General features: G+C 67.6%; 18 protein-coding genes. 9 read left to right on the top strand and 9 right to left on the bottom strand.

From position 1 onward, the window contains the following. Nucleotides 1-35 precede the first annotated feature (35 nt). Both FHW85_RS07605 and FHW85_RS07600 read left to right on the top strand, forming a co-directional pair. Nucleotides 36-179 (top strand): hypothetical protein, encoded by a 144-nt coding sequence (locus FHW85_RS07605; protein WP_167256428.1) that lies wholly within the window; start codon nt 36-38, stop codon nt 177-179. 15 nt (nt 180-194) lie between these two features. Then, nucleotides 195-332: a hypothetical protein gene (locus FHW85_RS07600; protein WP_168647865.1), complete on the top strand. Its 138-nt coding sequence runs from the start codon at nt 195-197 to the stop codon at nt 330-332. A gap of 64 nt (nt 333-396) precedes the next feature. Here the strand turns inward: FHW85_RS07600 and FHW85_RS07595 are convergent, their stop codons facing one another. Next, nucleotides 397-1,368 carry an MBL fold metallo-hydrolase gene (locus FHW85_RS07595; protein WP_168647864.1) on the bottom strand — a complete coding sequence of 324 codons (972 nt, stop codon included), beginning with the start codon at nt 1,366-1,368 and terminating at the stop codon, nt 397-399. Between the two features lie 374 nt (nt 1,369-1,742). On the opposite strand from FHW85_RS07595, the gene FHW85_RS07590 reads away from it, so the two are divergent. The 4 genes from FHW85_RS07590 (at nt 1,743) to FHW85_RS07575 (ending at nt 5,955) form a co-directional block, all read left to right on the top strand. After that, nucleotides 1,743-1,886, top strand: coding sequence for a hypothetical protein (locus FHW85_RS07590; protein ID WP_168647863.1), 144 nt, complete (start codon nt 1,743-1,745; stop codon nt 1,884-1,886). A 36-nt stretch (nt 1,887-1,922) separates the two neighbouring features. Continuing rightward, on the top strand, nt 1,923-2,063 hold the full coding sequence (locus FHW85_RS07585; protein WP_167256424.1) for a hypothetical protein: 141 nt from the start codon (nt 1,923-1,925) through the stop codon (nt 2,061-2,063). A 91-nt stretch (nt 2,064-2,154) separates the two neighbouring features. Next, entirely contained in the window at nt 2,155-3,294 is a 1,140-nt protein-coding gene (locus FHW85_RS07580; RefSeq protein WP_210427730.1) for a serine hydrolase domain-containing protein, read from the top strand. A gap of 108 nt (nt 3,295-3,402) precedes the next feature. Then, nucleotides 3,403-5,955, top strand: coding sequence for a glycoside hydrolase family 3 C-terminal domain-containing protein (locus FHW85_RS07575; protein WP_168647986.1), 2,553 nt, complete (start codon nt 3,403-3,405; stop codon nt 5,953-5,955). 588 nt (nt 5,956-6,543) lie between these two features. Here the strand turns inward: FHW85_RS07575 and FHW85_RS07570 are convergent. Further along, nucleotides 6,544-7,719, bottom strand: coding sequence for a GGDEF domain-containing protein (locus FHW85_RS07570; RefSeq protein WP_168647862.1), 1,176 nt, complete (start codon nt 7,717-7,719; stop codon nt 6,544-6,546). Nucleotides 7,720-7,802: 83 nt separating this feature from the next. Then, nucleotides 7,803-8,261, bottom strand: a complete 459-nt coding sequence (locus tag FHW85_RS07565; protein WP_168647861.1) for a GNAT family N-acetyltransferase — start codon at nt 8,259-8,261, stop codon at nt 7,803-7,805. Nucleotides 8,262-8,396: 135 nt separating this feature from the next. Between FHW85_RS07565 and FHW85_RS07560 the strand changes: the two genes are divergently transcribed. Next, complete coding sequence (locus FHW85_RS07560) at nt 8,397-9,149, top strand: N-acetylmuramoyl-L-alanine amidase (protein ID WP_246866704.1); 753 nt, start codon at nt 8,397-8,399, stop codon at nt 9,147-9,149. Nucleotides 9,150-9,409: 260 nt separating this feature from the next. On the opposite strand, the gene FHW85_RS07555 is transcribed toward FHW85_RS07560, so the two are convergent. The 6 genes from FHW85_RS07555 to FHW85_RS07530 all read right to left on the bottom strand — a co-directional run bounded on the left by FHW85_RS07555 (nt 9,410) and on the right by FHW85_RS07530 (nt 17,687). Next, a complete protein-coding gene (locus FHW85_RS07555) occupies nt 9,410-9,811 on the bottom strand; it encodes an OsmC family protein (protein WP_168647860.1) in 402 nt (133 codons plus the stop codon). 192 nt (nt 9,812-10,003) lie between these two features. Further along, nucleotides 10,004-11,362 (bottom strand): UDP-N-acetylmuramoyl-L-alanine--D-glutamate ligase, encoded by a 1,359-nt coding sequence (gene murD, locus FHW85_RS07550; protein WP_168647859.1) that lies wholly within the window; start codon nt 11,360-11,362, stop codon nt 10,004-10,006. Nucleotides 11,363-11,371: 9 nt separating this feature from the next. Continuing rightward, complete coding sequence (gene murL / locus FHW85_RS07545; protein WP_168647858.1) at nt 11,372-12,715, bottom strand: UDP-N-acetyl-alpha-D-muramoyl-L-alanyl-L-glutamate epimerase; 1,344 nt, start codon at nt 12,713-12,715, stop codon at nt 11,372-11,374. A gap of 77 nt (nt 12,716-12,792) precedes the next feature. Then, nucleotides 12,793-13,191, bottom strand: a complete 399-nt coding sequence (locus FHW85_RS07540) for an endonuclease domain-containing protein (RefSeq protein ID WP_168647857.1) — start codon at nt 13,189-13,191, stop codon at nt 12,793-12,795. Nucleotides 13,192-13,286: 95 nt separating this feature from the next. Further along, nucleotides 13,287-15,899 (bottom strand): bifunctional aspartate kinase/diaminopimelate decarboxylase, encoded by a 2,613-nt coding sequence (locus FHW85_RS07535; RefSeq protein ID WP_343203682.1) that lies wholly within the window; start codon nt 15,897-15,899, stop codon nt 13,287-13,289. Between the two features lie 273 nt (nt 15,900-16,172). Next, entirely contained in the window at nt 16,173-17,687 is a 1,515-nt protein-coding gene (locus FHW85_RS07530; RefSeq protein WP_168647856.1) for a fumarate hydratase, read from the bottom strand. 193 nt (nt 17,688-17,880) lie between these two features. On the opposite strand from FHW85_RS07530, the gene FHW85_RS07525 reads away from it, so the two are divergent. Together FHW85_RS07525 and FHW85_RS07520 are read left to right on the top strand one after the other, a co-directional pair. Then, the gene (locus tag FHW85_RS07525; protein WP_168647855.1) at nt 17,881-18,576 is read left to right on the top strand and encodes an outer membrane beta-barrel protein; all 696 of its coding nucleotides are present in this window, start codon (nt 17,881-17,883) and stop codon (nt 18,574-18,576) included. Nucleotides 18,577-18,982: 406 nt separating this feature from the next. Beyond that, the gene (locus tag FHW85_RS07520; RefSeq protein WP_167256406.1) at nt 18,983-20,911 is read left to right on the top strand and encodes a S53 family peptidase; all 1,929 of its coding nucleotides are present in this window, start codon (nt 18,983-18,985) and stop codon (nt 20,909-20,911) included. The last annotated feature ends 140 nt before the right edge of the window (nt 20,912-21,051 follow it).

The raw sequence follows: 21,051 nt of genomic DNA, 5'->3' as shown, positions 1-21,051 counted from the left end.
AAGCACGCAAGACCAACCACGCAAGGAGAGATGTCATGAAAGTCGAAAGCCTGATGCTGAAGGGTTTCTTCGCCGCCGGTCTGCTGGTTTGCGTCCTGGTGCTGGGCGGCATGCTGACCACGCGCGCCTCGGCCCCGGAATCGGTCGCCAGCACCGCCGCTGTTGCCGCTCACCGCTGATCCGGAACCACGAGCATGTACAGCCTTGTCCACGCAGCGCAGGGTTTTCGCGATGGCTCGGGCAGGACGCGCTGGAGCAAGTCCAACGAAGCCTCCGTCACGCCGCTGTTGCCCTTGCTGGTGGACGAAAGCTTTTCTGTAGGGATGCGATGACCAGCCTGGTGAGCATCCGCCCATAAAAAAAGGGCCCGCATCGCGCAGGCCCTTCGAACGTCACTCAGTGGATCTCGGTGTAACTCACCGGCAACCACTTGTAACCCTTGCCGTCCGCCGCGATATGCCCGATGCCCGGGAACGAGATATGGGCGCCGGCCACCAGATAGCCATTCTTCGCCGCATCGGCCAGGATGCGCTCGCGCACCTTCTCCGCATTCGCGCCATCGCTGTCGAACTTGATCGACACCTCCGGATGCGCGAACTGCACCGTCTGCACGTGCAGCGTGTCGCCCCACACCAGCAGCTTCTGGCCCTTGCTCTCGACCGCATAGCCGGTATGGCCCGGCGTGTGGCCGTTGAGGCTGATCGAGCGGATGCCCGGCACCAGCTCCCCGTCGGCGGCGATCGGCTTGAAGTGGCCGGCCTTGACGTAGGGATCCAGCGCCTTCTGCGCGCCGTCGAAGAATTCGTGCGCTTCGGCCGGCGCTTTCTCTTCCTGCGCCTTGCTCAGCCAGAAATCCGCATCGGCCTTGCCGGCGCGCACGGTGGCATTGGGGAACACCGCCTTGCCGTCGGCCACCAGGCCGCCGATATGGTCGGGGTGCATATGGGTGATGTAGATCTCGTCGATCTGCTCGGGCGTGTAGCCGGCGGCCTTGATGCGCGCGGCCAGCTTGCCCAGGTCGCTGCCCATGGAGGTGCCGGCGCCGGTGTCGATCAGTACCAGCTTGCTGCCGGTGTTGACCAGAAAACCGTTGAAGCTCCATTCGTACGACGGCGTCTGGTCGGCCGCCTTCAGCGACTGCTGCACGGTCGAAGCCTTGGCCTGGTCCAGCAGCTGGTTGACGTCCATCGCGTGGGTGCCGTCGGACAGCGCGGTCACTTCGAAGTCGCCCAGCATCATGCGGTAGTAGCCCGGTGCGCTGGTCCTGGCCATCGGCGCCGCGGCATGCGCGGGCGCCAGGGCGAGCGCGCTGCCGAGCACGATGGCGGCGGACAGGGCGGTGCGGGCGAAAGTGGAACTGATGCTCATCGTTCGTTCCTGATCGTGAGGGGATGAAGCCGGCCGGCGGCAGCACGCCGCCAATCGGTGGTTGCCACATGGGCATGGTTGGGCGCGCTTCAACTCCCCTGGCGCCATCCATCCGTCCAAGCCGTGTTCGAACGCACGGCGGCCATCTGTTCTTGCGATCGGCGCGGCGCCCGATTCGTGCATGCACGACGGCGTCCGCTGTCCGGCTCGTTGTCCGGACACGGCCGTCCGCCTGTCCGCGGACAACCTCCGCCCGCCACGACGTTTTCAAGAAATGGCTCAACGGCGCGGCCTGCGAGCCATCTTCGTGGTTGGCACGACCCTTGCCATCTATACCTCGAAAGCCTCGAACACCCACCTCAAGGAGAGATGTCATGAAAGCCGAAACCCTGCTGCTCAAGAGCTTCTTCGCTGCCGGCCTGCTGGTTTGCGCCCTGGTCCTGGGCAACATGCTGACCACCCACACCGCCGCTCCGCAGGCGATCGCCGCCACCGCCGTGGCCGCCGCCCACCGCTAAGCAGTTGCCGCTTCATTCGCATCAAGGAGAGTCGTCATGAAATTCGAAAACATCATGCTGCATGGTTTCTTCGCCGCCGGTCTGCTGGTCTGCGCCCTGGTCCTGGGCGGCATGCTGACCACGCATGCGTCGGCACCGGAGTCGGTTGCCACCACCGCCGTCGCCGCCAGCCGCTGAGCGGTACGCGTTCGAAAGCAGTACGGCGCGCTTAAACCCATTCGCGCCGCTGGGCATCCGACCGGGAGTCTCCCGCTCGCCAGGTGCCCCGATGAATGGCTCGCCGAAGTTGCACAAGCAGAAGGATGGCCGCGCGGGATGGCGGCTGATGTGGGCGATGCTCGCCCTGCTCGCCGCCTTTCCCGCCCTCGCCGATTGCGATGCCTGCGCCGCCACGGCCCGGCGCTTCGCGGTGGACCAGCACTTCAATGGCGTGATCCTGGTGGGCCACGGTTCGCACGTGGATTACGCCGAGAGCTTCGGCGTCGCCGACGCCGCCACGCGGCAGCCGCTCACCGTCGACACGCCGTTCGAGACCGGCTCGATCTCCAAATGGATCGCCTCGATCGTGGTCATGCGGCTGGTGCAGCAAGGCGAGCTGGCCCTGGACGAGCCGATCTCCAGCTATCTGCCGGACTATCGCCGCGACAACGGCGACCGGCTCACCCTGCGCGAGCTGATCAGCCACGCCAGTGGCGTACCGAACGAGATCGACGAAGCGATCAAGCGCGATCCGGCCACGCGCGATCTGTCGCTAAGCAATGCCGAAGCCGTGCGCCGTTTCGCCAGCGGCGACCTGCGCTTCGCCCCCGGCACCGACTGGGACTACTCACACTCCAACTGGCTGCTGGTCAAAGCCGTGATCGAGCAGGCCACCGGCCGCGACTACGCTTCGCTGGTGGACGGCTATCTGGTCCAGCCGCTCGCGCTGCGCCACAGCGGCATCTATCGCGGCAGCTCGTCCGCCGTGCGCGGCATGGCGCTGGGCTACCGGCAACTGGCGCCGCAGGTGTTGCCGCTGGACAAACCCCTGCCCGATTTCATGGTGCTGGCTGGCGGCTTCTACGCCAGCGCCAACGACCTGTTCGTGCTGATGGATGCCCTGTTCGGCGGCCGGCTGCTGTCGCCGGAAAGCACGCGCACGCTGATGAGCGTGGAACGTCCGCTGCAGAACTACGCCCTGGGCGGACGCACCCAGACCCTGCCCTTTGATGGCGCCGACCATCCCGTGGCCTGGGAGTACGGCTCCAACGGCGCCTTCCGCGTGCTGGCCTGGCGCACGCTGGACGACGGCCACAGCGTGATCGTGATGAACAACACCAGCTTCGATCACCTGAAGCTCGGCGAGCTGGCCACGGCCCTGATGGAGGCCAGCTACCGCGAGCAGCGATTGTCCCGTCCAAAAAAATAGCCGTGGCAGACTCGGACCTCCGCTGCCCAGCGAGGAGAGTCCGTGAAGCCGTCGTACCGTTCCCGCCTTCGTTCCCCTTGGCGCCACGCCGCCCTCGCGCTCAGCCTGATGCTGGCCGGCCACGCCGCCGCCATGGATGCCGCCCAGGCCGACCAGCGTGCCGCGGCCCTGGTCGCGCGCATGACGCTGGAGGAGAAGATCGCGCAGCTGCAGAGCTCGGCGCCGGCCATTCCGCGCCTGGGCGTGCCGGCTTACGACTGGTGGAGCGAAGGCCTGCACGGCACGGCGCGCGCGGGCTATGCCACGGTGTTTCCGCAGGCGATCGGGCTGGCGGCAAGCTGGAACGCACCGCTGCTGCACGCGGTGGGCGACGTGGTGTCCACCGAAGCGCGCGCGAAGTACAACCTGGCCGGGCGCGGCGATCATCCGCGCTATCACGGGCTGAGCATCTGGTCGCCGAACATCAATATCTTCCGCGACCCGCGCTGGGGCCGCGGCCAGGAAACCTATGGCGAGGATCCCTTCCTCACCGGCACCCTGGCCACGCAGTTCGTGCGCGGCATCCAGGGCGACGACCCGGCGCAATTGAAGGCCGCCGCCACGCCCAAGCATTTCGCGGTGCACAGCGGGCCGGAGAAAGGCCGGCACGGTTTCGATTCGCGCACCTCGCCGCACGATCTGGAAGACACCTATCTGCCGGCGTTCCGCATGGCGGTGACGCAAGGACAGGCCGCCTCGGTGATGTGCGCCTACAACGCGCTGGAAGGCACGCCCGCTTGCGCCTCGCCGCTGCTGCTGCAGGAACGCCTGCGCCGCGACTGGCGCTTTGCCGGTTATGTCGTGTCCGACTGCGATGCGGTGGACGACATGACCCAGTTCCATCGCTACAAGCCGGATAACGCCGGCTCCTCCGCGGCAGCCGTTGCCGCCGGCACCGATCTCGATTGCGGCATCGCTTACGCCGCGCTGGGCGAGGCGGTGCGCAAGGGCCAGGTGAGCGAAGCCACGCTCGACCGGGCCGCGCGCCGCCTGTTCGCGGCGCGCTACCGCATGGGCATGCTCGACGATGCCGGCGGCCCTTATGCGGCGCTGGGCGCGCAGGACATCAACTCTCCGGCGCACCGTGCGCTGGCCCTGCAGGCCGCGCGCGAATCGATCGTGCTGCTGAAGAATGAGCGCGCCACCTTGCCGCTGAAGAGCACGGCGCGCATCGCGGTGATCGGCCCGAACGCCGATGCCTTGAACATCCTTGAAGCGAACTACCACGGCACCGCGGTCGATCCGGTGACGCCGCTGGCCGGCCTGCGCAAGCGCTTCGGCGAAGCGCAGGTGAGCTACGCCCAGGGCGCGACGCTGGCGCAGGGCGTGTCCGTGCCGGTGCCGTCCACCGCGCTGCGCACGGGCGGCAAGGAGGCCGCGCCCGGCTTGCGCGGCGAGTATTTCGCCAACACCGATTTCAGTGGCAAGCCCGCGCTGGTCCGCACCGACCGCCGCATCGATTTCGACTGGGACGAAGTGGCCCCGGCGAAGCAGCTCGATCCCGCCCGCTATGCCGTGCGCTGGACCGGCGAGCTGCTGCCGCCCGGCCCCGGCGACTACAACCTCAACCTGCACATCGACCGCTGCTTCGACTGCAAAGGCCACGATCCGGTGCGCCTGTACGTGGACGGCAAGCTGGTGCTGGACGACCACGGCAAGGACTACGACCTCAACCTGCCCCTGCATTTCGCCGACACGCGCCCGCGTCCGCTGAAACTGGAACTGCGCCACACCGGCGAGGACCAGGGCATCCGCCTGCAATGGAGCGCGCCGGCCGAGGCGCAGTTGCGCGAGGCGAAGGAAGCGATCGCCAAGGCAGATGCGGTGGTGGCCGTGGTCGGCCTGTCGCCGGATGTCGAAGGCGAGGAATTGCAGGTCAGCGTGCCGGGCTTCGCCGGCGGCGACCGCACCGACCTGTCCCTGCCGGCCACGCAGCAGCGCCTGCTGGAAACCGCCGCCGCCAGCGGCAAGCCCTTGGTGGTGGTGCTGACCAGCGGCAGCGCGGTGGCCCTGAACTGGGCGAAGCAGCATGCGGATGCCATCGTGGCCGCCTGGTATCCCGGCGAGGAAGGCGGCACCGCCATCGCCGACGTGCTGGCCGGCGGCTACAACCCGGCGGGACGTCTGCCGGTGACGTTCTATGCCTCGGCCGACGATCTGCCGAAGTTCGACGATTACCGCATGGAAGGAAGGACGTACCGCTATTTCCGCGGCACGCCGTTGTTCGCGTTCGGCGATGGCTTGAGCTACACGCGGTTTGCGTATGAGGCGCCGAAGTTGTCGGCCAGGAGCTTGAAGGCGGGCGACAAGCTTGGGGTGGACGTGCAGGTGCGCAATGCGGGCGAGCGGGATGGCGATGAGGTGGTGCAGGTGTATTTGAGTTCGAAGGCCGCAGGGGCGGCGCGGTATAGCCTGGTGGGTTTCCAGCGTGTGGCGTTGAAGGCCGGCGAGTCGAAGCTCGTGCATTTCGACATCGATGCGCGGCAGTTGAGCACGGTGGATGCGCAGGGGGAGCGGAAGGTGGTGGCTGGCACGTACCAGCTGTTTGCGGGTGGGCGGCAGCCGGCTGGTGAAGCTGGTAGTGAATTTGTGATTGAAGGGACGGAAGCGTTGCCGCACTAGTAGAGCCGCATCGTGAAACTCTTCTCCCCTCCGGGGAGAAGATGCCGGCAGGCAGATGAGGGGCGGGTGCTCGCGGTGGCGTTGCGACGAAGAGAAGAAAAGCTTTTGGGCTTTCTCGACCGTCAGCCCGTCGCTCCGCCCGGCCCCTCACCCCGGCCCTCTCCCCGGAGGGGAGAGGGGGATGTAGGGCGGGGCGATAATCGAACGAAGAGCCTGCGGCGCAGCCGCGGCGTTCCGCTTGTGCGCTTTGGCTCTTGATCTTGCTCTTGATCCACCGGGTCCCCTTGGCGCCGGCGGTGAGGGCTGGACGAAAAGGCCCCCGCGGGGGGGCGGGGACACGATGTCCCCGCCTTTTTGATCAGGGCATGGATGCCCTGTCAAAAAGCCCGGCCAGCCCTCACGGACCCTCAGCAGCTTTGCTGCTGAGGGCGCCAAGCAGGGTGCCCTCTCTTTTTGGTTACTTTTTCTCTGGGCACGCAGAGAAAAAGTAACTCGGGCCGCGGCAGCGGCACGAAACACTCGCCAAAGGCGAGACAACCAACCGCAATGCGACAACCAGGCGATACCGCCGGACGACGAAGCGCGCACTCAGCCCAGCGCCGTCTCCGCCGGCCGAAAGCCAGCCCACTCCACGCGGTTGCGTCCACGGTGCTTGGCCCGGTACAGCGCCGCATCGGCAGCGGTGATCAACCCGTTGAAATCCAGTCCGCTGCCGCCGGCCACGCCGACACTCGTAGTAACGGGAATACGCAGCTCACCGTGCAGGGCCGGCAAGGCAGCCACACGCGAACGCACCTCCTCCGCCGCGACAATGGCCTGCGCGGCATCGATGCCCGGCAGCACCAGCAGGAATTCCTCGCCGCCGTAGCGGCCCAGCAGCGCCCCATCCGGCAACTGCACGGCGTGCACGATCTTGACGAAATGGCGCAGCACTTCATCGCCGGCGTCATGCCCCCAGCTGTCGTTGACCGACTTGAAGCGATCCAGGTCCAGCAGCAGCACGGATGACGTACACCCCTGCGCGCGGCAAGTCTCCACCGCCTGGCGGGCGTCCTCGATCACCGCATTGCGGTTGCGCAGGCCGGTCAGGCCGTCGGTGCGCGCCATGCTGCGCAGGTCCAGGGTGAGGCGTTCGGCCAGCATCAGGGTGAAACCGGTGCTGACCAGGAAGGTGCAGAAGATGGCGAACAGGTAATTGGCGGTGATCAGCTGCGTGGCCAGCAGCACCTGCGAGGTGGTGGCCGGCGCCACCATCACGATCGAGCGCATGGCGTAGAACACCGCATCCGAACCGAACACCAGCGCGGTGAACACGCAGCTCACGCGCAGGTCGCGCGGCGAGCGGCGCAGCAGCACCCAGATCATCCACGCATCCCACACCACGCTCCGGGCGCCGAATGCCAGCGCCTCCACGCGCTGCCCCGGCGACGCCAGCAGGAACCCGATCTGCATGGCCAGGAACAGGCCCGACAGCAGCAGGGGCCAGCGCCAGCGCAGCGGATAGCGCACGTGCACGGCGATGCCCATCAGCATCGCCGCGTTGGCGATGGCGATCAGCACGTTGCCGACGATGGCGGACAGGAAGGTCTCGCGCTCGTCCAGGCCCTGCGCCAGGCCGGCCAGGGTGATGATCCAGAACGCCGCCGCCCAGATGCGCAGCGCCGGCAGCCCGCGCAGCACCAGGCCCAGCAGGGTGAAACTCAGGGAAATGGTCGCCCCGACGGCGAGTCCGATGACGCCGAGCGTGAAAAGATCCAGATGCATCGCACACCCCCGCGCCGTACCGGCGCCCCCAAAAGTGCAGACGCCCGCATTATTGCCCAGGGCGCGGCGGCGCGGGTGCAGGCTTACAGCAGGCGCGTCATGAACACGCTGTTGGGATCGTCGACGTAACTGTCGAACGGCCCGCAGAAATCGAAGCCGAAGCTGGCGTACAGCCGGCGCGCCGGCTCGAACGCCGCCATCGAGCCGGTTTCCAGGCTCAGCCGCCGGTACGAGCGCGCGGCGGCCTGGTCCAGCAGATGGCGCAGCATGGCCGCCGCCACGCCGCGGCGGCGGTGCGCGTTGGCGGTGCGCATGGATTTGATCTCGCCGTGGGCGGCGTCCAGTTGCTTGAGCGCGCCGCAGCCGAGCAGGTCATCGCCGTCCCACACGGTCCAGAAGCTCAGCTCCGGCCGGCGCAGGCCGTCCAGGTCCAGGGCGTGGATGCTTTCCGGCGGCGAGTGGCGCGCCATGTCGCGCAGGTGTTCCTGCAGCAGGCTGATGATGCGGTGGTCGGTGAGGTCGCGGTCGAGGCGGATGTCCATGGCACGGCAACAGTGAGGGTCGTTGCGATCTTAGCGCCGGCATGGCTCCGGCTTGACGCTGCCGCGGCGCTGCGGCAGTTTTCCGCGGGTTTTCCGCTGCGAGAGACCGCCGTGCCACGTTCCGCCAGCGCTTCCCTGCTCCGCACCGCGCGCCGCGGCCTGCTCCTGCTGCCGCTGGCCTGGCTGGCCGCCTGCGCGCCGCTGCCGGCGCGCAATCCGATGGCCACCTGGGTGCCCTCGCCGAATCACGATATCCGCCGGCCGGTGGTGATCGTGCTGCACTTCACCGACCAGCACTCGGTGCAGCAGAGCCTGGACACCCTGCGCACCGCCAACAGCGGCGGCCCGGTGAGCGCGCATTACCTGATCGGCGCGGACGGCCATATCTACCAGCTGGTGGCGGACGAGCAGCGCGCCTGGCATGCGGGACCGGGGCGCTGGGGCACCATCACCGACCTCAATTCCGCCTCGATCGGCATCGAGCTGGACAACGACGGCCACACGCCGTTCGCGCAGCCGCAGATCGACAGCCTGCTGCGCTTGCTGGCGGATCTCACCTCGCGCCTGCGCATTCCGCGCACGCAGGTGATCGGGCACGAAGACCTGGCGCCGGGGCGCAAGGACGATCCCGGCCCGCTGTTTCCGTGGAACCGGCTGGCCGATGCCGGGTATGGCTTATGGCCGCAGGGGCCGCTGGTGGATCCACCGGCGGGCTTCGATCCGTGGATGGCGCTGGGGCTGGTCGGCTATGCGCTGGATAACCGGGCGGCGGCGGTGCGGTCGTTTCATCATCACTTTCGGGGGATGGATGGCGACACGCTCGACAGTGACGACTTGCGTGTGCTGTATGCACTGGCGAAGCAATTGGGCGCGGTGGCTGCGCCATAGATCGTTGCGCCGTCAAATCCACGCCGGACTCCAACGAAGCCGTCATTCCGGCGCAGGCCGGACGAGCGCGCAGCGCGAAGAACGCCCGCAGGGCGGCCCCGAAGGGGTGAGCGAAGCGAATCATCCAGTAGCGACCACGTCTGGTTTTGGCGGAAGAGCATTCAGCTCTTTAATCCGCACGCAAACATCGGGCGATATCGCCACTGGATTCCGGCCTGCGCCGGAATGACGGCTTTGGTATGTCGTGGCTTACCGGAAGCTCAGCTTCCACGCTCGCTGCTGATTTCCGCCCCCTCGCGCATCGCCTTCGTCACCGGCGTATTCGCCACGATTTCCAGCAAACGCTTCCACTGCTCGTCGCTCAGCGGCTGATCCGAATGCAGCACGCGCAGGATATGCAGCTTGCCTTCGTCGTCGCGCGTCAGGCTCAGCTCCGCGCGGAACTCACCCAGGTTCCAGCCCTTGCGCTGCGCGTACATGCGCAGCGTGATCGCGGTGCAGGCGGCCAGCGACGAGAGATACAGATCGAACGGCGCGGGCGCCGCGCCCTGCCCGCCCAGGGCCTTCGGTTCGTCGGTATCCAGCGCGTAATGGCCGGCCTGGATGTGGTGCAGGTAGTCGGTGCCGGTGGAGACGATGGAGGCGGAGGCAACGCGGCTCATGCAAATTCCTCGTAGGTTGGGGTGAGCCGCAGGCGACTGCGAAGGCAGGATGCCGTAGCGAACATCCGCGTAGCGGATGGCCCGAGGGGCTGGCTGCTGATGCAGCCAGTAACCCCAACGATGCGCTGCGCCCGGACTTTGCGATGTTGGGGTTCGCCTGCGGCTCACCCCAACCTACGACATTCGCACCGATCAGGCGATGCCCAATCCCGCGATGCCGGTGATGGCGCGGCCATCGAAGCCGGCCAGGTCCGCGAAGCGGCGGCCGCGCTCGGCGTAGTCGTGGAACTGGTCGAAGCTCGGCGCGCCGGGCGACAGCAGGATGCAACCGCCGGTGGGCGTGAGCTTGCGCGCCTCGGCCACCGCGGCGTCGAGGTTGGCGGCTTCCACCAGGGTGGTTGCCACCTTCGCCTCGCGCAGCGCCGCGGCGATGCGCGGGCCGTTCGCGCCGCTGCATACGATGGCGTGCGGCGGGTGCGCCAGTTCCTCGGCGACGAAGTCCGACCAGTCCAGGCCACGGTCGTGGCCGCCGGCCAGCACGGTGACCGCGCGGCCGTGCAGGCTTTCCAGCGCGGCCAGCGTGGCCAGCGGCGTGGTGCTGATCGAATCGTTGACCCACAGCACGCCGTCGCGCTCGCCCAGCGGCTGCAGGCGGTGCGGCAGCGGCACGAAGCTGGCGAGGGCGGGCGCGGCGGCGACGGCGTCGTAGCCCATCGCTTCCAGCGCGGCGAGCGCGGCGCAGGCGTTGAGCGCGTTGTGCGCGCCAGGAGCGGCGAGGCGCTTCGCTTCGAAAATGTCGGCGCTGCCGCGGCGGATAAAGCCGTTCGCCACATGCCAGCCCTGCGCCTCGCCGAACAGCAGGCGTGCGCGATGGCCGGCGGTCTTTTCCAGCAGCGAGGCTTGCAGCGCATTCACCAGCAGGCGCTGCGAGACGTCGGCGAGCTTGAGCTTGTCGGCGACGTAGCGTTCGCGCGAGCCGTGCCAGTCGAGATGTTCCTCGTACAGGCTGGTGATCACGCCCAGCGCCAGCGGACCGGCTTCGCCGGTCTGGAAGCTGGACAGCTCGATCGCCCACAGCTCGGCGGACTGGCCGAGCAGTTCCAGCAGCGGCATGCCGATATTGCCGGCCAGCGCGGTACGCACGCCCAGCGCACGCGCCAGGTGCGCGAGCAGCGCGGTGGTGGTGCTCTTGCCCTTGGTGCCGGTGACGGCGACGACCTTGGCCTGCGGATTCTCGCCGAACCACAGCGCGGTACCCGAGGTGAGGCGCAGGCCGGCCTCCTGCGCGGCGAGCAGCGCGGGCTTGTAGGCCGAGACGCCGGGCGACTTCACCACGACGTCGAACGCGGCGAGATCGATCGCATCGGGCTCGCGGCCATGCACCGTGAGCGCCGCATCGAACGCCTGCGCACCGGCCACTTCCGCCTCGCCGCAGAACAGCGTCAGCGTCAATGCCGGCAGGCGCTGGCGCAGCGCCGCGATGGCGGCGCGCCCCTCGCGGCCGAAGCCCCAGATGGCGACGCGCCGGCCGGCCAGTTCAGCGATACGCATGCGCGGCGCTCAGGCGAAGAAGTCGAGCGCACCGCGCAGGCGGGCGGGAATGCGCTGTTCCGGCGAAGCCTGCAGCCACGGCTCCAGCGCCAGCGCGGAGACGTCGAGCTGCGGCAGGATCTCGCCGCGGAAACGCGCGACCAGCGCGTCTTCCTGCCACTCCGGCCGCTGGCTCAGCGCATACATGGCGGCGCGCGCCTCGGCGCCTTCGCCCACGCATTCGAACGGCTTGTGGTCCTGGTATTCCAGCAGCGCGTCGAAGCCGGCGGCCTGGCTGTCGTCGTCCAGCAGGTTGCGGCCGAAGATCTGCAGCAGGCGCGGCTTGGGCAGGAACGGCGCCAGCGCCAGGAACACGAAATGGCATTTCGGGCACTGCCCGCACCAGCGGTCCGCCGGCTTGGGACCGAGGATGCGGAAGTTGCGGTTGCAGCTGGAGAACACGTCGAAATACGGCGTGAGCTTGGCGAACGCGCGCGTCACCGCAAGCTCCGAGTACGGGCGCAGCAGCGAGAAGTAATCGAGATCCGCCGCCACCTGCGCGTGCAGCCAGTCGCCCAGCAGCTGCTCGAACGCATAGCCCTTGCTCCACTGGTGATTCACTTGCTGGCCTTCGTATTCCAGCGTGGCGGCCGATGCCGAGCGCTCGTTGGCGAAGGCGATGCTGTCGTAGCCGTAGAGAATGGCCGCCAGCGCCAGGATCGCCGAGTTCACCGCGGTCACCGGGATATGCCCGTTCCACGCGCCCAGGCGATTGAGGTCGAACAACTGCGGCGCCAGCTCGCGCTGGATATTGAGCGTGGGCAGCCCGGTGCGCGCCGCGCAGGCGGCGATCAGTTCCGAATTGCCCACCCACACCGCGGTCGCTTCGCCGCCGGCGGACTTGATCGCCTCCACCGCCACCAGCGAATCCTTGCCGCCGCCGATCGGCACCAGGGTGCGCGCGGGCAGCTTCAAGGCGGGAGCGGCCGCTTGCGTGGCACCACCGCGCGGGAAAGCGATGCGGCCGCGCAGGTCCAGCCCGTTGCGGTAGGCGAATTCGGCCAGCCCGTGCAGGTACAGCGCGTCGAGCAGATCGGCGGTGGCGTCGTCCAGCGGACCGCCGGCCACTTCGATGCGCGGCGGCACGCCGGCCTTGTAGTAGCTGACGCCCGCGACCAGGTGCAGCAGCTTGAGCGCGCGCTCAAAGGCGGCGGCATGCGCGGGCGGTACGGCGGGCGCATGGGGGAAGCGCACGCGCTCGACCAGTTCCTCGCCGTTGTCGAAGGCATAGGCCAGCTCGGCCACGCCGTCGGCGTAGCCGCAGCGGACGAAGCGGAAGACCTGGGTGAGGCGGGGTTGGATGGGGGTGGTCACTATCAGTGGCTCCGATTTGTCACCTTGCCTGATTGCCCTGACGGCAAGGTGGCTGAATTCTCGTTGTGCTGCGACGCCTATGGCTTGCCGCGACCTGCCCCCTCTCCCCTCCGGGGAGAGGGTTGGGGTGAGGGGCCGGGGCTGGCCAAAGCCTCCCATAGAACCTCAAGGACGCTTTCCGGATTCGCCAAGACGTCATTGTTCCAGAAACGCAGCACCCGGTAGCCCATGGCTTGCAGTTCCAAGGTGCGGCGCTCGTCGTAGATCACCTGGTCCGCATGCTGGCCGCCGTCGAGCTCGACGATCTGCCACGCATCCATGCAAACGAAATCGACGATATAGCTGCCGACCTGATGCTGGCGGCGGAACTTCCATCCTTGCAGGTGCCTGGCGCGCAATTGGCGCCAGAGTGCCCGCCCGGCGTCGGTTTGTTTCTGGCGAAGGTTGCGCGCCCTGTCGACATTCAAGCGCTTCATCCCTGGGCGCTCCGTTGTTGCGTTTTCGCGACCCCGGCCCCTCACCCCGCCCTCTCCCCGGAGGGGAGAGGGAGAAGTGTGGGAGCGAGGGGCTTTTAGTCGAGGATCACTTCCTCGGCCTCATCCCGCATGTTGTACGGCGACGACATCACCTTCCCGTACGCGCCGGCCTGGGCCACCAGCACCACGTCGCCTTCCTGCGCTTCCGGCAGGCGGCGGTCGGTGCCCAGGACGTCGCCGCTTTCGCAGATCGGGCCGACCACCTGGAACAGGCCGGTGGCCGGTTCGTCCAGGCGGCTGAGGTTGACGATCTCGTGCCAGGCTTCGTACAGCGCGGGGCGGATCAGGCTGTTCATGCCGGTGTCCACGCCGAGATAGCGCCAGGCGCCCTTGCCCTTCTGCTGGGTGACGCGGGCCAGCAGCACGCCGGCGTCCGCAACCAGATAGCGGCCGGGCTCCATCCACAGCTGGTAGTGCGGATAGGCGGCCTTTACGCCGCGCAGCACGCGGTCCAGCGCGGCGATGTCCAGCCGCGCCTCGCCGGGATGCGAAGGCACGCCGAGGCCGCCGCCGATATCCAGGAAGGCCACGCTGCCGATGCGCTCGGCCAGGCTGGCCAGCTGGCCGTAGACCTCGCCCCAGTGGCCTTCGTCGAGGATGCCCGAGCCCAGGTGCGCATGCAGGCCACGCACGATCACGCCGTGGGTGTCGGCCAGGCGCAGGAACTGGTCGACCAGTTCCACCGGCAGGCCGAACTTGCTGCCGCTGCCGCCGGTGCGCACCTTCTCGTGGTGGCCCAGGCCGCGGCCCAGGTCCACGCGCAGCACGATTTCGCGGCCGCGGAAAAGCTCGCCCCAGTGCTCCAGCTGGTACAGCGCATCCAGCGAGATGGTGGCGCGCGTGCCCAAGGCCCACTCGTAGTCGGCGCGCGGGGCGAAGTTGGGCGTGAACAGCAGCGGCGCCGATTCGGGCACCGCGGCCATCACCGCCTTCATCTCGCCGGGCGACACGCATTCGAAGCCGAAGCCTTGCTCCGCCAGCGCCCTGAGGATGGCCGGATGGGTGTTGGCTTTCACCGCGTAGTGCAGGCGGTCGACCGCCCCCAGCGATTTCAGCTCGCGCGCCTGCTGGCGCACGGTGGGCAGGTGGTAGACGTAGCGCGGCGTGCGTTCGGCGCCGAGCTTGAGCAGGCGCTCGCGCTCCGCCGTGCGCCACCACGAGGCCGCCGGGGCCGGCGCTTCGCCACTGCCGTACAGCGCCTGCCAGCTGGGGCCGAACAGCGCGCTGTCGTCGGTGCGCAGCGCGCCGGCGGCGATCAGCAGCTCGTGCAGGTGCGGCAGCAGGTCGTCCACCACGTTCTCGTCCACCACGAAGGTGAGGTTGAGATTGTTGGACGACTGCGAGATCAGGTGCACGCGGATCTGGCCGAACTCCGCCAGCACGCCGGACAGCGTATGCAGCATGGAGCGCATGCCGCGGCCGACCAGGGTGATCGCCGCGCAAGGCGCGATCACCTTCACCCGGCACACCTTGGCCAGGTCGCTGGCCAGGGCCGCGATGGCGTCGGAGTCGAGCAGGTTCTCGGTGGGGTCCAGCGACACGGTGACGTTGGTCTCGGCCGAACCGATCAGGTCCACCGACAGGCCGTGCTGCTTGAACTGCGCGAACACGTCGGCGAGGAAGCCGACCTGCTGCCACATGCCCACCGATTCCATCGACACCAGGGTGATGCCCTTGCGCGCGCTGATCGCCTTGACGCTGGGCGCGTGCTCGCGCACCTCGGGGCCGATCACGGTGCCTTCCAGCTCGGGCCGGTTGGTGTCCTTGATCAGCATCGGCACGCGCGGCTCGCGCAGCGGCGAGAGACAACGCGGATGCAGCACCTTGGCGCCGGTGGAGGCGATTTCCTGGGCCTCTTCGTAATCCAGCCGCTGCAGCAGGCGCGCACCCGGCACCTGGCGCGGGTTGGCGGTGAACATGCCGGCCACGTCGGTCCAGATCTCCACGCGCTGCGCCTTCAGCAGCGCGCCGAAGTACGAGGCCGAGGTATCCGAGCCGCCGCGGCCGAGCAGCACAGTGCGGCCCTGCGCCTCGCGGGCGATGAAGCCCTGCGTGATGAAGACCTCGCCCAGTTCCGCCAGGCGCGCGTTGAGCGCGGGGTCCGGACGCGCCTCGACCATCGCCGAGAGCAGCTTGGTGCGTTCGTTCTGGTTCGGCAGCGCGACGGCGGCGAGGCAGTCGCGCGCATCTAGCCACTGCGTCGGCAGCCCCGAATGGGTGAGGAACGCGGCGCCCAGCGCGCTGGACATCAGCTCGCCATGCGCCTGCACCAGCGCGGCCCAGGCCAGCTCGCCCATGGCGCCCGGACCTTCCTCGGCGAGTTTCGCCAGGTCGGACAGGCGCTGTGCGAGCGTTGCCGGAACCGCCAGCTGCATGTGATCGAGCAGGTCGTAGTGACGCTGTGCGATCGCCCGTGCAGCCTCGACCCGTTTGCCTTGGTGTTCCTGGGCGCACATCTGTTTGAGTGCGTCGGTGATGCCGGTGAGCGCGGACACGACCACCAGCACGCGGGCGCCTTCGGCGCGGCGGCTGGCAACCAGCTCACGGATGTTCTGCCAGCGCGGCAGGGTGGCGACACTGGTGCCGCCGAACTTCATCACGATCCAGGATGCGTCGGCAGGAAGCGACGCGGGGCTTTGCGGGTTCACGGGTACCTTCGGTGGTGTGGTGGGGAAAGTATTCGGCCAGTGTTGCGCTGCACCAGGTGGAAATGCAATGCGCTAAATACTGAAAATCGAGGGCGTCCCAAGGTGCGGTCCTTCTCCCCTCCGGGGAGAAGGTGGCGGCAGCCGGATGAGGGGCGGGTGCTCGCGCAAGAAGATCGACAGCGCGAGGCTTGCTTTCTGTTCCTGCTTCTACGCTCCGACCGGCCCCTCACCCCAACCCTCTCCCCGGAGGGGAGAGGGGGTTAAGAGCAGCGCTCAGGCCACGACGACGGGAATCTTGCCGATCCGCGCCTGCCATTCCTTCGGGCCGGTCTGGTGCACCGAGGTGCCGGCCGAGTCGACGGCCACGGTCACCGGCATGTCCTTTACGTCGAACTCGTAGATCGCTTCCATGCCGAGGTCGGCGAAGCCCACCACGCGCGAGGACTTGATCGCTTTCGACACCAGATACGCCGCGCCGCCCACCGCCATCAGGTATACCGACTGGTGCTTCTTGATCGCCTCGATCGCCGCCGGGCCGCGCTCGGCCTTGCCGACCATGCCCAGCAGGCCGGTCTGCGCCAGCACCTGCTCGGTGAACTTGTCCATGCGGGTGGCGGTGGTGGGGCCGGCGGGGCCGACCACTTCGTCGCGCACCGGATCGACCGGGCCGACGTAGTAGATGAAGCGGCCGTGGAAATCCACCGGCAGCGGCTCGCCCTTGTTGAGCATGTCGACCATGCGCTTGTGCGCGGCATCGCGGCCGGTGAGCAGCTTGCCGTTGAGCAGCAGCACTTCGCCGGGCTTCCAGCTGGCCACTTCCTCGCGGGTGACCGTGTCGAGATTGACGCGGCGGCCTTTCGACGAGTCATAGGTGAGCTTGGGCCAGTGCTCCAGCGACGGCGCCTCGAGCATCACCGGGCCGGAACCGTCCAGGGTGAAGTGCGCGTGGCGCGTGGCGGCGCAGTTGGGGATCATCGCCACCGGCAGGTTGGCGGCGTGGGTCGGGTAGTCCTTGATCTTGATGTCGAGCACGGTGGTGAGGCCGCCCAGGCCCTGCGCGCCGATGCCCAGCGCGTTGACCTTCTCGTACAGCTCCAGGCGCAGTTCCTCGATGCGGTTCCGCGGGCCCCGCGCGATCAGCTCCTGGATGTCGATGTGCTCCATCAGCGATTCCTTCGCCAGCAGCATGGCCTTCTCGGCGGTGCCGCCGATGCCGATGCCCAGCATGCCCGGCGGGCACCAGCCGGCGCCCATGGTCGGCACGGTCTTGAGCACCCAGTCGACGATGGAGTCGGACGGATTGAGCATGGCGAACTTCGACTTCGCCTCCGAACCGCCGCCCTTGGCCGCCACGATCACCTCGACGGTGTCGCCCGGCACGATCGAGACATTGATCACCGCCGGCGTGTTGTCCCTGGTGTTGAGGCGCTTGCCGGCCGGGTCGGCCAGCACGCTGGCGCGCAGCTTGTTGTCCGGATGGTTGTAGGCGCGGCGCACGCCTTCGTTGACCATGTCCTCCAGCGACATGCTGGCGTCCCAGCGCACGTTCATGCCCACCTTCAGGAAGACCGTGACGATGCCGGTGTCCTGGCACAGCGGGCGATGGCCTTCGGCGGCCATGCGCGAATTGATCAGGATCTGCGCCATCGCATCGCGCGCCGCCGGCGATTCCTCGCGCTCGTAGGCCTGGGCCAGGTTGGTGATGTAGTCGACCGGGTGGTAGTAGCTGATGTACTGCAGGGCGTCGGCGACGGACTGGATCAGATCGTCTTGCTTGATGGTGGTCATGGCGGCTGCTTGGGATGCGGGAGGGGAAACTGCCGCGATGCGGTTTTCGCGGCACACAACCCGGCTATTGTGCCGCAAGCGGGCGGGAGCGCCCAAACCGCTGACCGGAAAGCGCTTTCGGCGGTGGCGCGGCGGTGGACAAAACGCTGCAGGCAATGCTGAACTTGCCGCTCCCCACCCCAAGGAAGCTCCCATGCGCAAGGAAGCCTTGCTCTGCACGATCGCTGTCGCCCTGCTCGCCTGCGGCACCGCCCAGGCCGCGTCGGATGGCCAATTCTATCTCGGTGCGAGCGCGGGGCAGTCGAGCTATCGCGCCCTCGACTCGAAGCTGTTCTTTGCCAATACACACACGGACCGGCAGGACCTGGGCTACGGCCTGCGCTTCGGATATCGCTGGTCCGGCCCTGTGGACGTGGCAGTCGAAAGCGGATTCGTCGACCTGGGACGGATGGCGCTGCAGTCGTCGTATCGCGGCGGCCTGATGGTCACCCGCGCCGTCACCAACAAAATGCGGCTGGACACCAAGGCTGTGACGCTTGGCCTGGCCGGGCGCTATGTCTTCGGTAACGAACAGGCATGGCTGGTTTCGGCCCGTGGCGGACTGCTGCGTGGCTACGCCGATGTCGACGAGCGCAGCCATATCGATTGGTACCACATACTGGACAACACCCAGGGCTCTTACGCCAGCTCGACGTCGCACACCGACACCTATACGAGCTGGTACGCCGGCATTGGCATCGGCTACCGCTTTACACCGCAGCTGAGCCTCTCCCTGACCTATGACAGCTACCGGGTGAAGGCACGCTTCGCCGCTGAAGACCTGTGGCCCGCGCTGGAATACCGCCATTGGGTCGGGTTGTCGTCCCTGTATCTCGAATACAGCTATTGAGGGCCTGCGGGCGACCGCCGGCATGGCGGTCGCTCCGACAGATGTCCGATAGCCGCAAGGCATATGCATCGAAAGAATCCTCATATCGCGCGATATCGCAATTTCCTTCGCGAGAAAATTCTTATAAATCAATTTGATGTGATTTATCGAAACCAAGGCCAGGCTTTGCAGTCGCCTGATTCGCAAAATATTTCGCCTTACGCCTACTTTGCGCGCGCCTGCCATCGCGCTAGTTTTGCCGGTACCGATACCTCGGCGTTCAGGGGAGCCACGTATCGGCGGGGAAGTTCTTCGCATTGACCAAAGCAGCGCTTAGCCGGCCCGGCCGCGGAGCGCGGCGTCGGCATGTGCCGCCTCGCCGTCCGTTCGCATCCGCGCTTCCGGGTCCATCCACGGAGGAACGCACATGCTCGCCCAGCTTCACCGCAAGACCCTCGCCGCGTCCCTGACGCTCCTGCTCGCCACCGTCTCCACCGCTACCTTCGCCGCCGGCACCAAGCCGGCCGCCGATCTGGGCGCCGCCAATGCCGACCAGAAGGTCAACGTCACCCTGGTGCTGAAGCTGCACAACCAGGAACAGCTGGAGCAGTACGTCCAGCAGACCGTGACGCCCGGCCATCCGAACTTCCGCCGCTTCCTGACCACGGCCCAGTTCGCCGACAAGTACGGCGCGACGGACCAGGAGATCAAGCGGGTGCAGGACTTCCTGCGCCAGAACGGGCTCAGCGGCACCTTGCTGCCGAACCGCATGGCGATCCGCACCAGCGGCACGCTCAGCCAGTTCGCCACGGCCTTCCAGGCGCCGATCCACAACTATCGGTCGGCGGAAAACGGCAATGTGTTCCATCGCCCGTCCAAGGCGCCGACCCTGCCGGCTTCGATCGCCGACAACGTGCTGCTCGGCTCCAGCCTGAGCAGCGAACACAAGGTGCTGTCGCACCGCATCAGCACGCCGGATGCGGCCAAGGTCACCCTGCAGGCGACCGCCAAGGCCCAGGCCAGCATCGCCGCCGCGGCTAAGCCCGCCGCCGGCAATCCCACCGCCACGGGCACCCCGGGCGAGTACACCGTGGGCGACGTCGCCAACTTCTACAACATCAATCCGCTGTACGCGCGCGGCATCACCGGCAAGGGCACCACGGTGGCCATCGTCACGCTGTCGGACTTCTATCCGTCCGACGCGCAGGCTTACTGGGACGGCATCGGCCTGACCACCAAGGCCAACCGCATCGTCAAGGTGGCCGTGGACGGCGGTGCCGCCTTCGACGGCGGCAGCGGCGAGACCTCGCTGGACGTGGAACAAGCCGGCGGCCTGGCGCCCGAGGCGGACATCCTGGTCTACCACGCACCCAACTCCGGCAGCAGCTTCACCAATGCCGCGCTGCAGGCGGTGTCGGACAACGTGGCCGACACCATCTCCACCAGCTGGGGCCTGCCGGAAATCTTCAACTTCGCCGCGCTGAACGTGGACGGCGCCAAGAACACCGACACCACCGACGTGGGCGACCTGCAGATCTGGCACCAGATCCTGCTGGAAGCCGCGGTGCAGGGCCAGTCGTTCTTTGCCGCCACCGGCGACTCCGGTGCGTACGACACCGTGCGCGGCCTGGGCGTCGGCACCACCCCGGGCACCTTCAACGCGCCGCTGACCGTTGACTCGCCGGCTTCCGATCCGCTGATGACCGCGGCGGGCGGCACCACCACGCCCTTCAGCTACAAGTTCCGCACCGGCCCGGTGCAGTCGATCACCAAGGAACAGGTGTGGGGCTGGGATTACATCCAGAACTACTTCGACCAGTACGTCGGCAAGGGCGTGATCGACCTGTTCTCGGTCGGCGCCGGCGGCGGCGTGAGCGTGTACTGGAAGCGGCCGTTCTACCAGCTGTTCACCCAGGGCATCCGCACCAGCGCCAAGAACCAGACGCTGACCTACAACGACACTACCGGTCCGCAGGTGCTGCTGAAACTGCCGGGCAACTTCCATGGCCGCAACCTGCCGGACATCTCGCTCAATGCGGATCCGGAGACCGGCTATATCGTGGTGTCCACCGTCGACGGCGGCGCCACCGCCGGCAACGGCGGCACCAGCTTCGTGGCGCCGCAGCTCAACGGCATCAGCGCGCTGCTGACGCAGAGCGGGCACCGCCGCGTAGGCTTCTGGAATCCGCAGGTGTATGCGCTGCAGAACATCTTCGGCTACGGCAGCTTCAGCAGCTTCAACGACATCCGCCAGGGCGACAACTGGTACTACCAGGGCAGCGGCGGCTACGAGCCGGGCTCGGGCATCGGCACGTTGAACGTGGCGAACTTCGATCTGTTCCTGCGCGCGTTCTGAGATGTCTTCAGCGATACAGGACCTGGACCGGCCCCGCGAGGGGCCGGTCTTTTTTTGCAGCGCCGCCAGGCTGCTGCCACCCTTGCCCGCTCCCGCATAACCCGCCATGCTCGCCGCCAGTTTTTATCCACAGGGCGGCC

Source organism: Dyella sp. SG609 (assembly GCF_012275375.1).
In the GTDB taxonomy this organism is placed as follows: domain Bacteria; phylum Pseudomonadota; class Gammaproteobacteria; order Xanthomonadales; family Rhodanobacteraceae; genus Dyella_D; species Dyella_D marensis.
The sequence above is the reverse complement of the archived record's forward strand: the minus strand, read 5'-3'. Positions and strand labels throughout refer to the sequence as shown.

What these genes read in the sequence shown, in the direction of transcription:
- FHW85_RS07605 (WP_167256428.1), top strand. Translation starts at nt 36, where the DNA reads ATGAAAGTCGAAAGCCTGATGCTGAAGGGTTTCTTCGCCGCCGGTCTG.
- FHW85_RS07600 (WP_168647865.1), top strand. Translation starts at nt 195, where the DNA reads ATGTACAGCCTTGTCCACGCAGCGCAGGGTTTTCGCGATGGCTCGGGC.
- FHW85_RS07595 (WP_168647864.1), bottom strand. Translation starts at nt 1,368, where the DNA reads ATGAGCATCAGTTCCACTTTCGCCCGCACCGCCCTGTCCGCCGCCATC.
- FHW85_RS07590 (WP_168647863.1), top strand. Translation starts at nt 1,743, where the DNA reads ATGAAAGCCGAAACCCTGCTGCTCAAGAGCTTCTTCGCTGCCGGCCTG.
- FHW85_RS07585 (WP_167256424.1), top strand. Translation starts at nt 1,923, where the DNA reads ATGAAATTCGAAAACATCATGCTGCATGGTTTCTTCGCCGCCGGTCTG.
- FHW85_RS07580 (WP_210427730.1), top strand. Translation starts at nt 2,155, where the DNA reads ATGAATGGCTCGCCGAAGTTGCACAAGCAGAAGGATGGCCGCGCGGGA.
- FHW85_RS07575 (WP_168647986.1), top strand. Translation starts at nt 3,403, where the DNA reads ATGCTGGCCGGCCACGCCGCCGCCATGGATGCCGCCCAGGCCGACCAG.
- FHW85_RS07570 (WP_168647862.1), bottom strand. Translation starts at nt 7,719, where the DNA reads ATGCATCTGGATCTTTTCACGCTCGGCGTCATCGGACTCGCCGTCGGG.
- FHW85_RS07565 (WP_168647861.1), bottom strand. Translation starts at nt 8,261, where the DNA reads ATGGACATCCGCCTCGACCGCGACCTCACCGACCACCGCATCATCAGC.
- FHW85_RS07555 (WP_168647860.1), bottom strand. Translation starts at nt 9,811, where the DNA reads ATGAGCCGCGTTGCCTCCGCCTCCATCGTCTCCACCGGCACCGACTAC.
- murD (WP_168647859.1), bottom strand. Translation starts at nt 11,362, where the DNA reads ATGCGTATCGCTGAACTGGCCGGCCGGCGCGTCGCCATCTGGGGCTTC.
- FHW85_RS07540 (WP_168647857.1), bottom strand. Translation starts at nt 13,191, where the DNA reads ATGAAGCGCTTGAATGTCGACAGGGCGCGCAACCTTCGCCAGAAACAA.
- FHW85_RS07530 (WP_168647856.1), bottom strand. Translation starts at nt 17,687, where the DNA reads ATGACCACCATCAAGCAAGACGATCTGATCCAGTCCGTCGCCGACGCC.
- FHW85_RS07525 (WP_168647855.1), top strand. Translation starts at nt 17,881, where the DNA reads ATGCGCAAGGAAGCCTTGCTCTGCACGATCGCTGTCGCCCTGCTCGCC.
- FHW85_RS07520 (WP_167256406.1), top strand. Translation starts at nt 18,983, where the DNA reads ATGCTCGCCCAGCTTCACCGCAAGACCCTCGCCGCGTCCCTGACGCTC.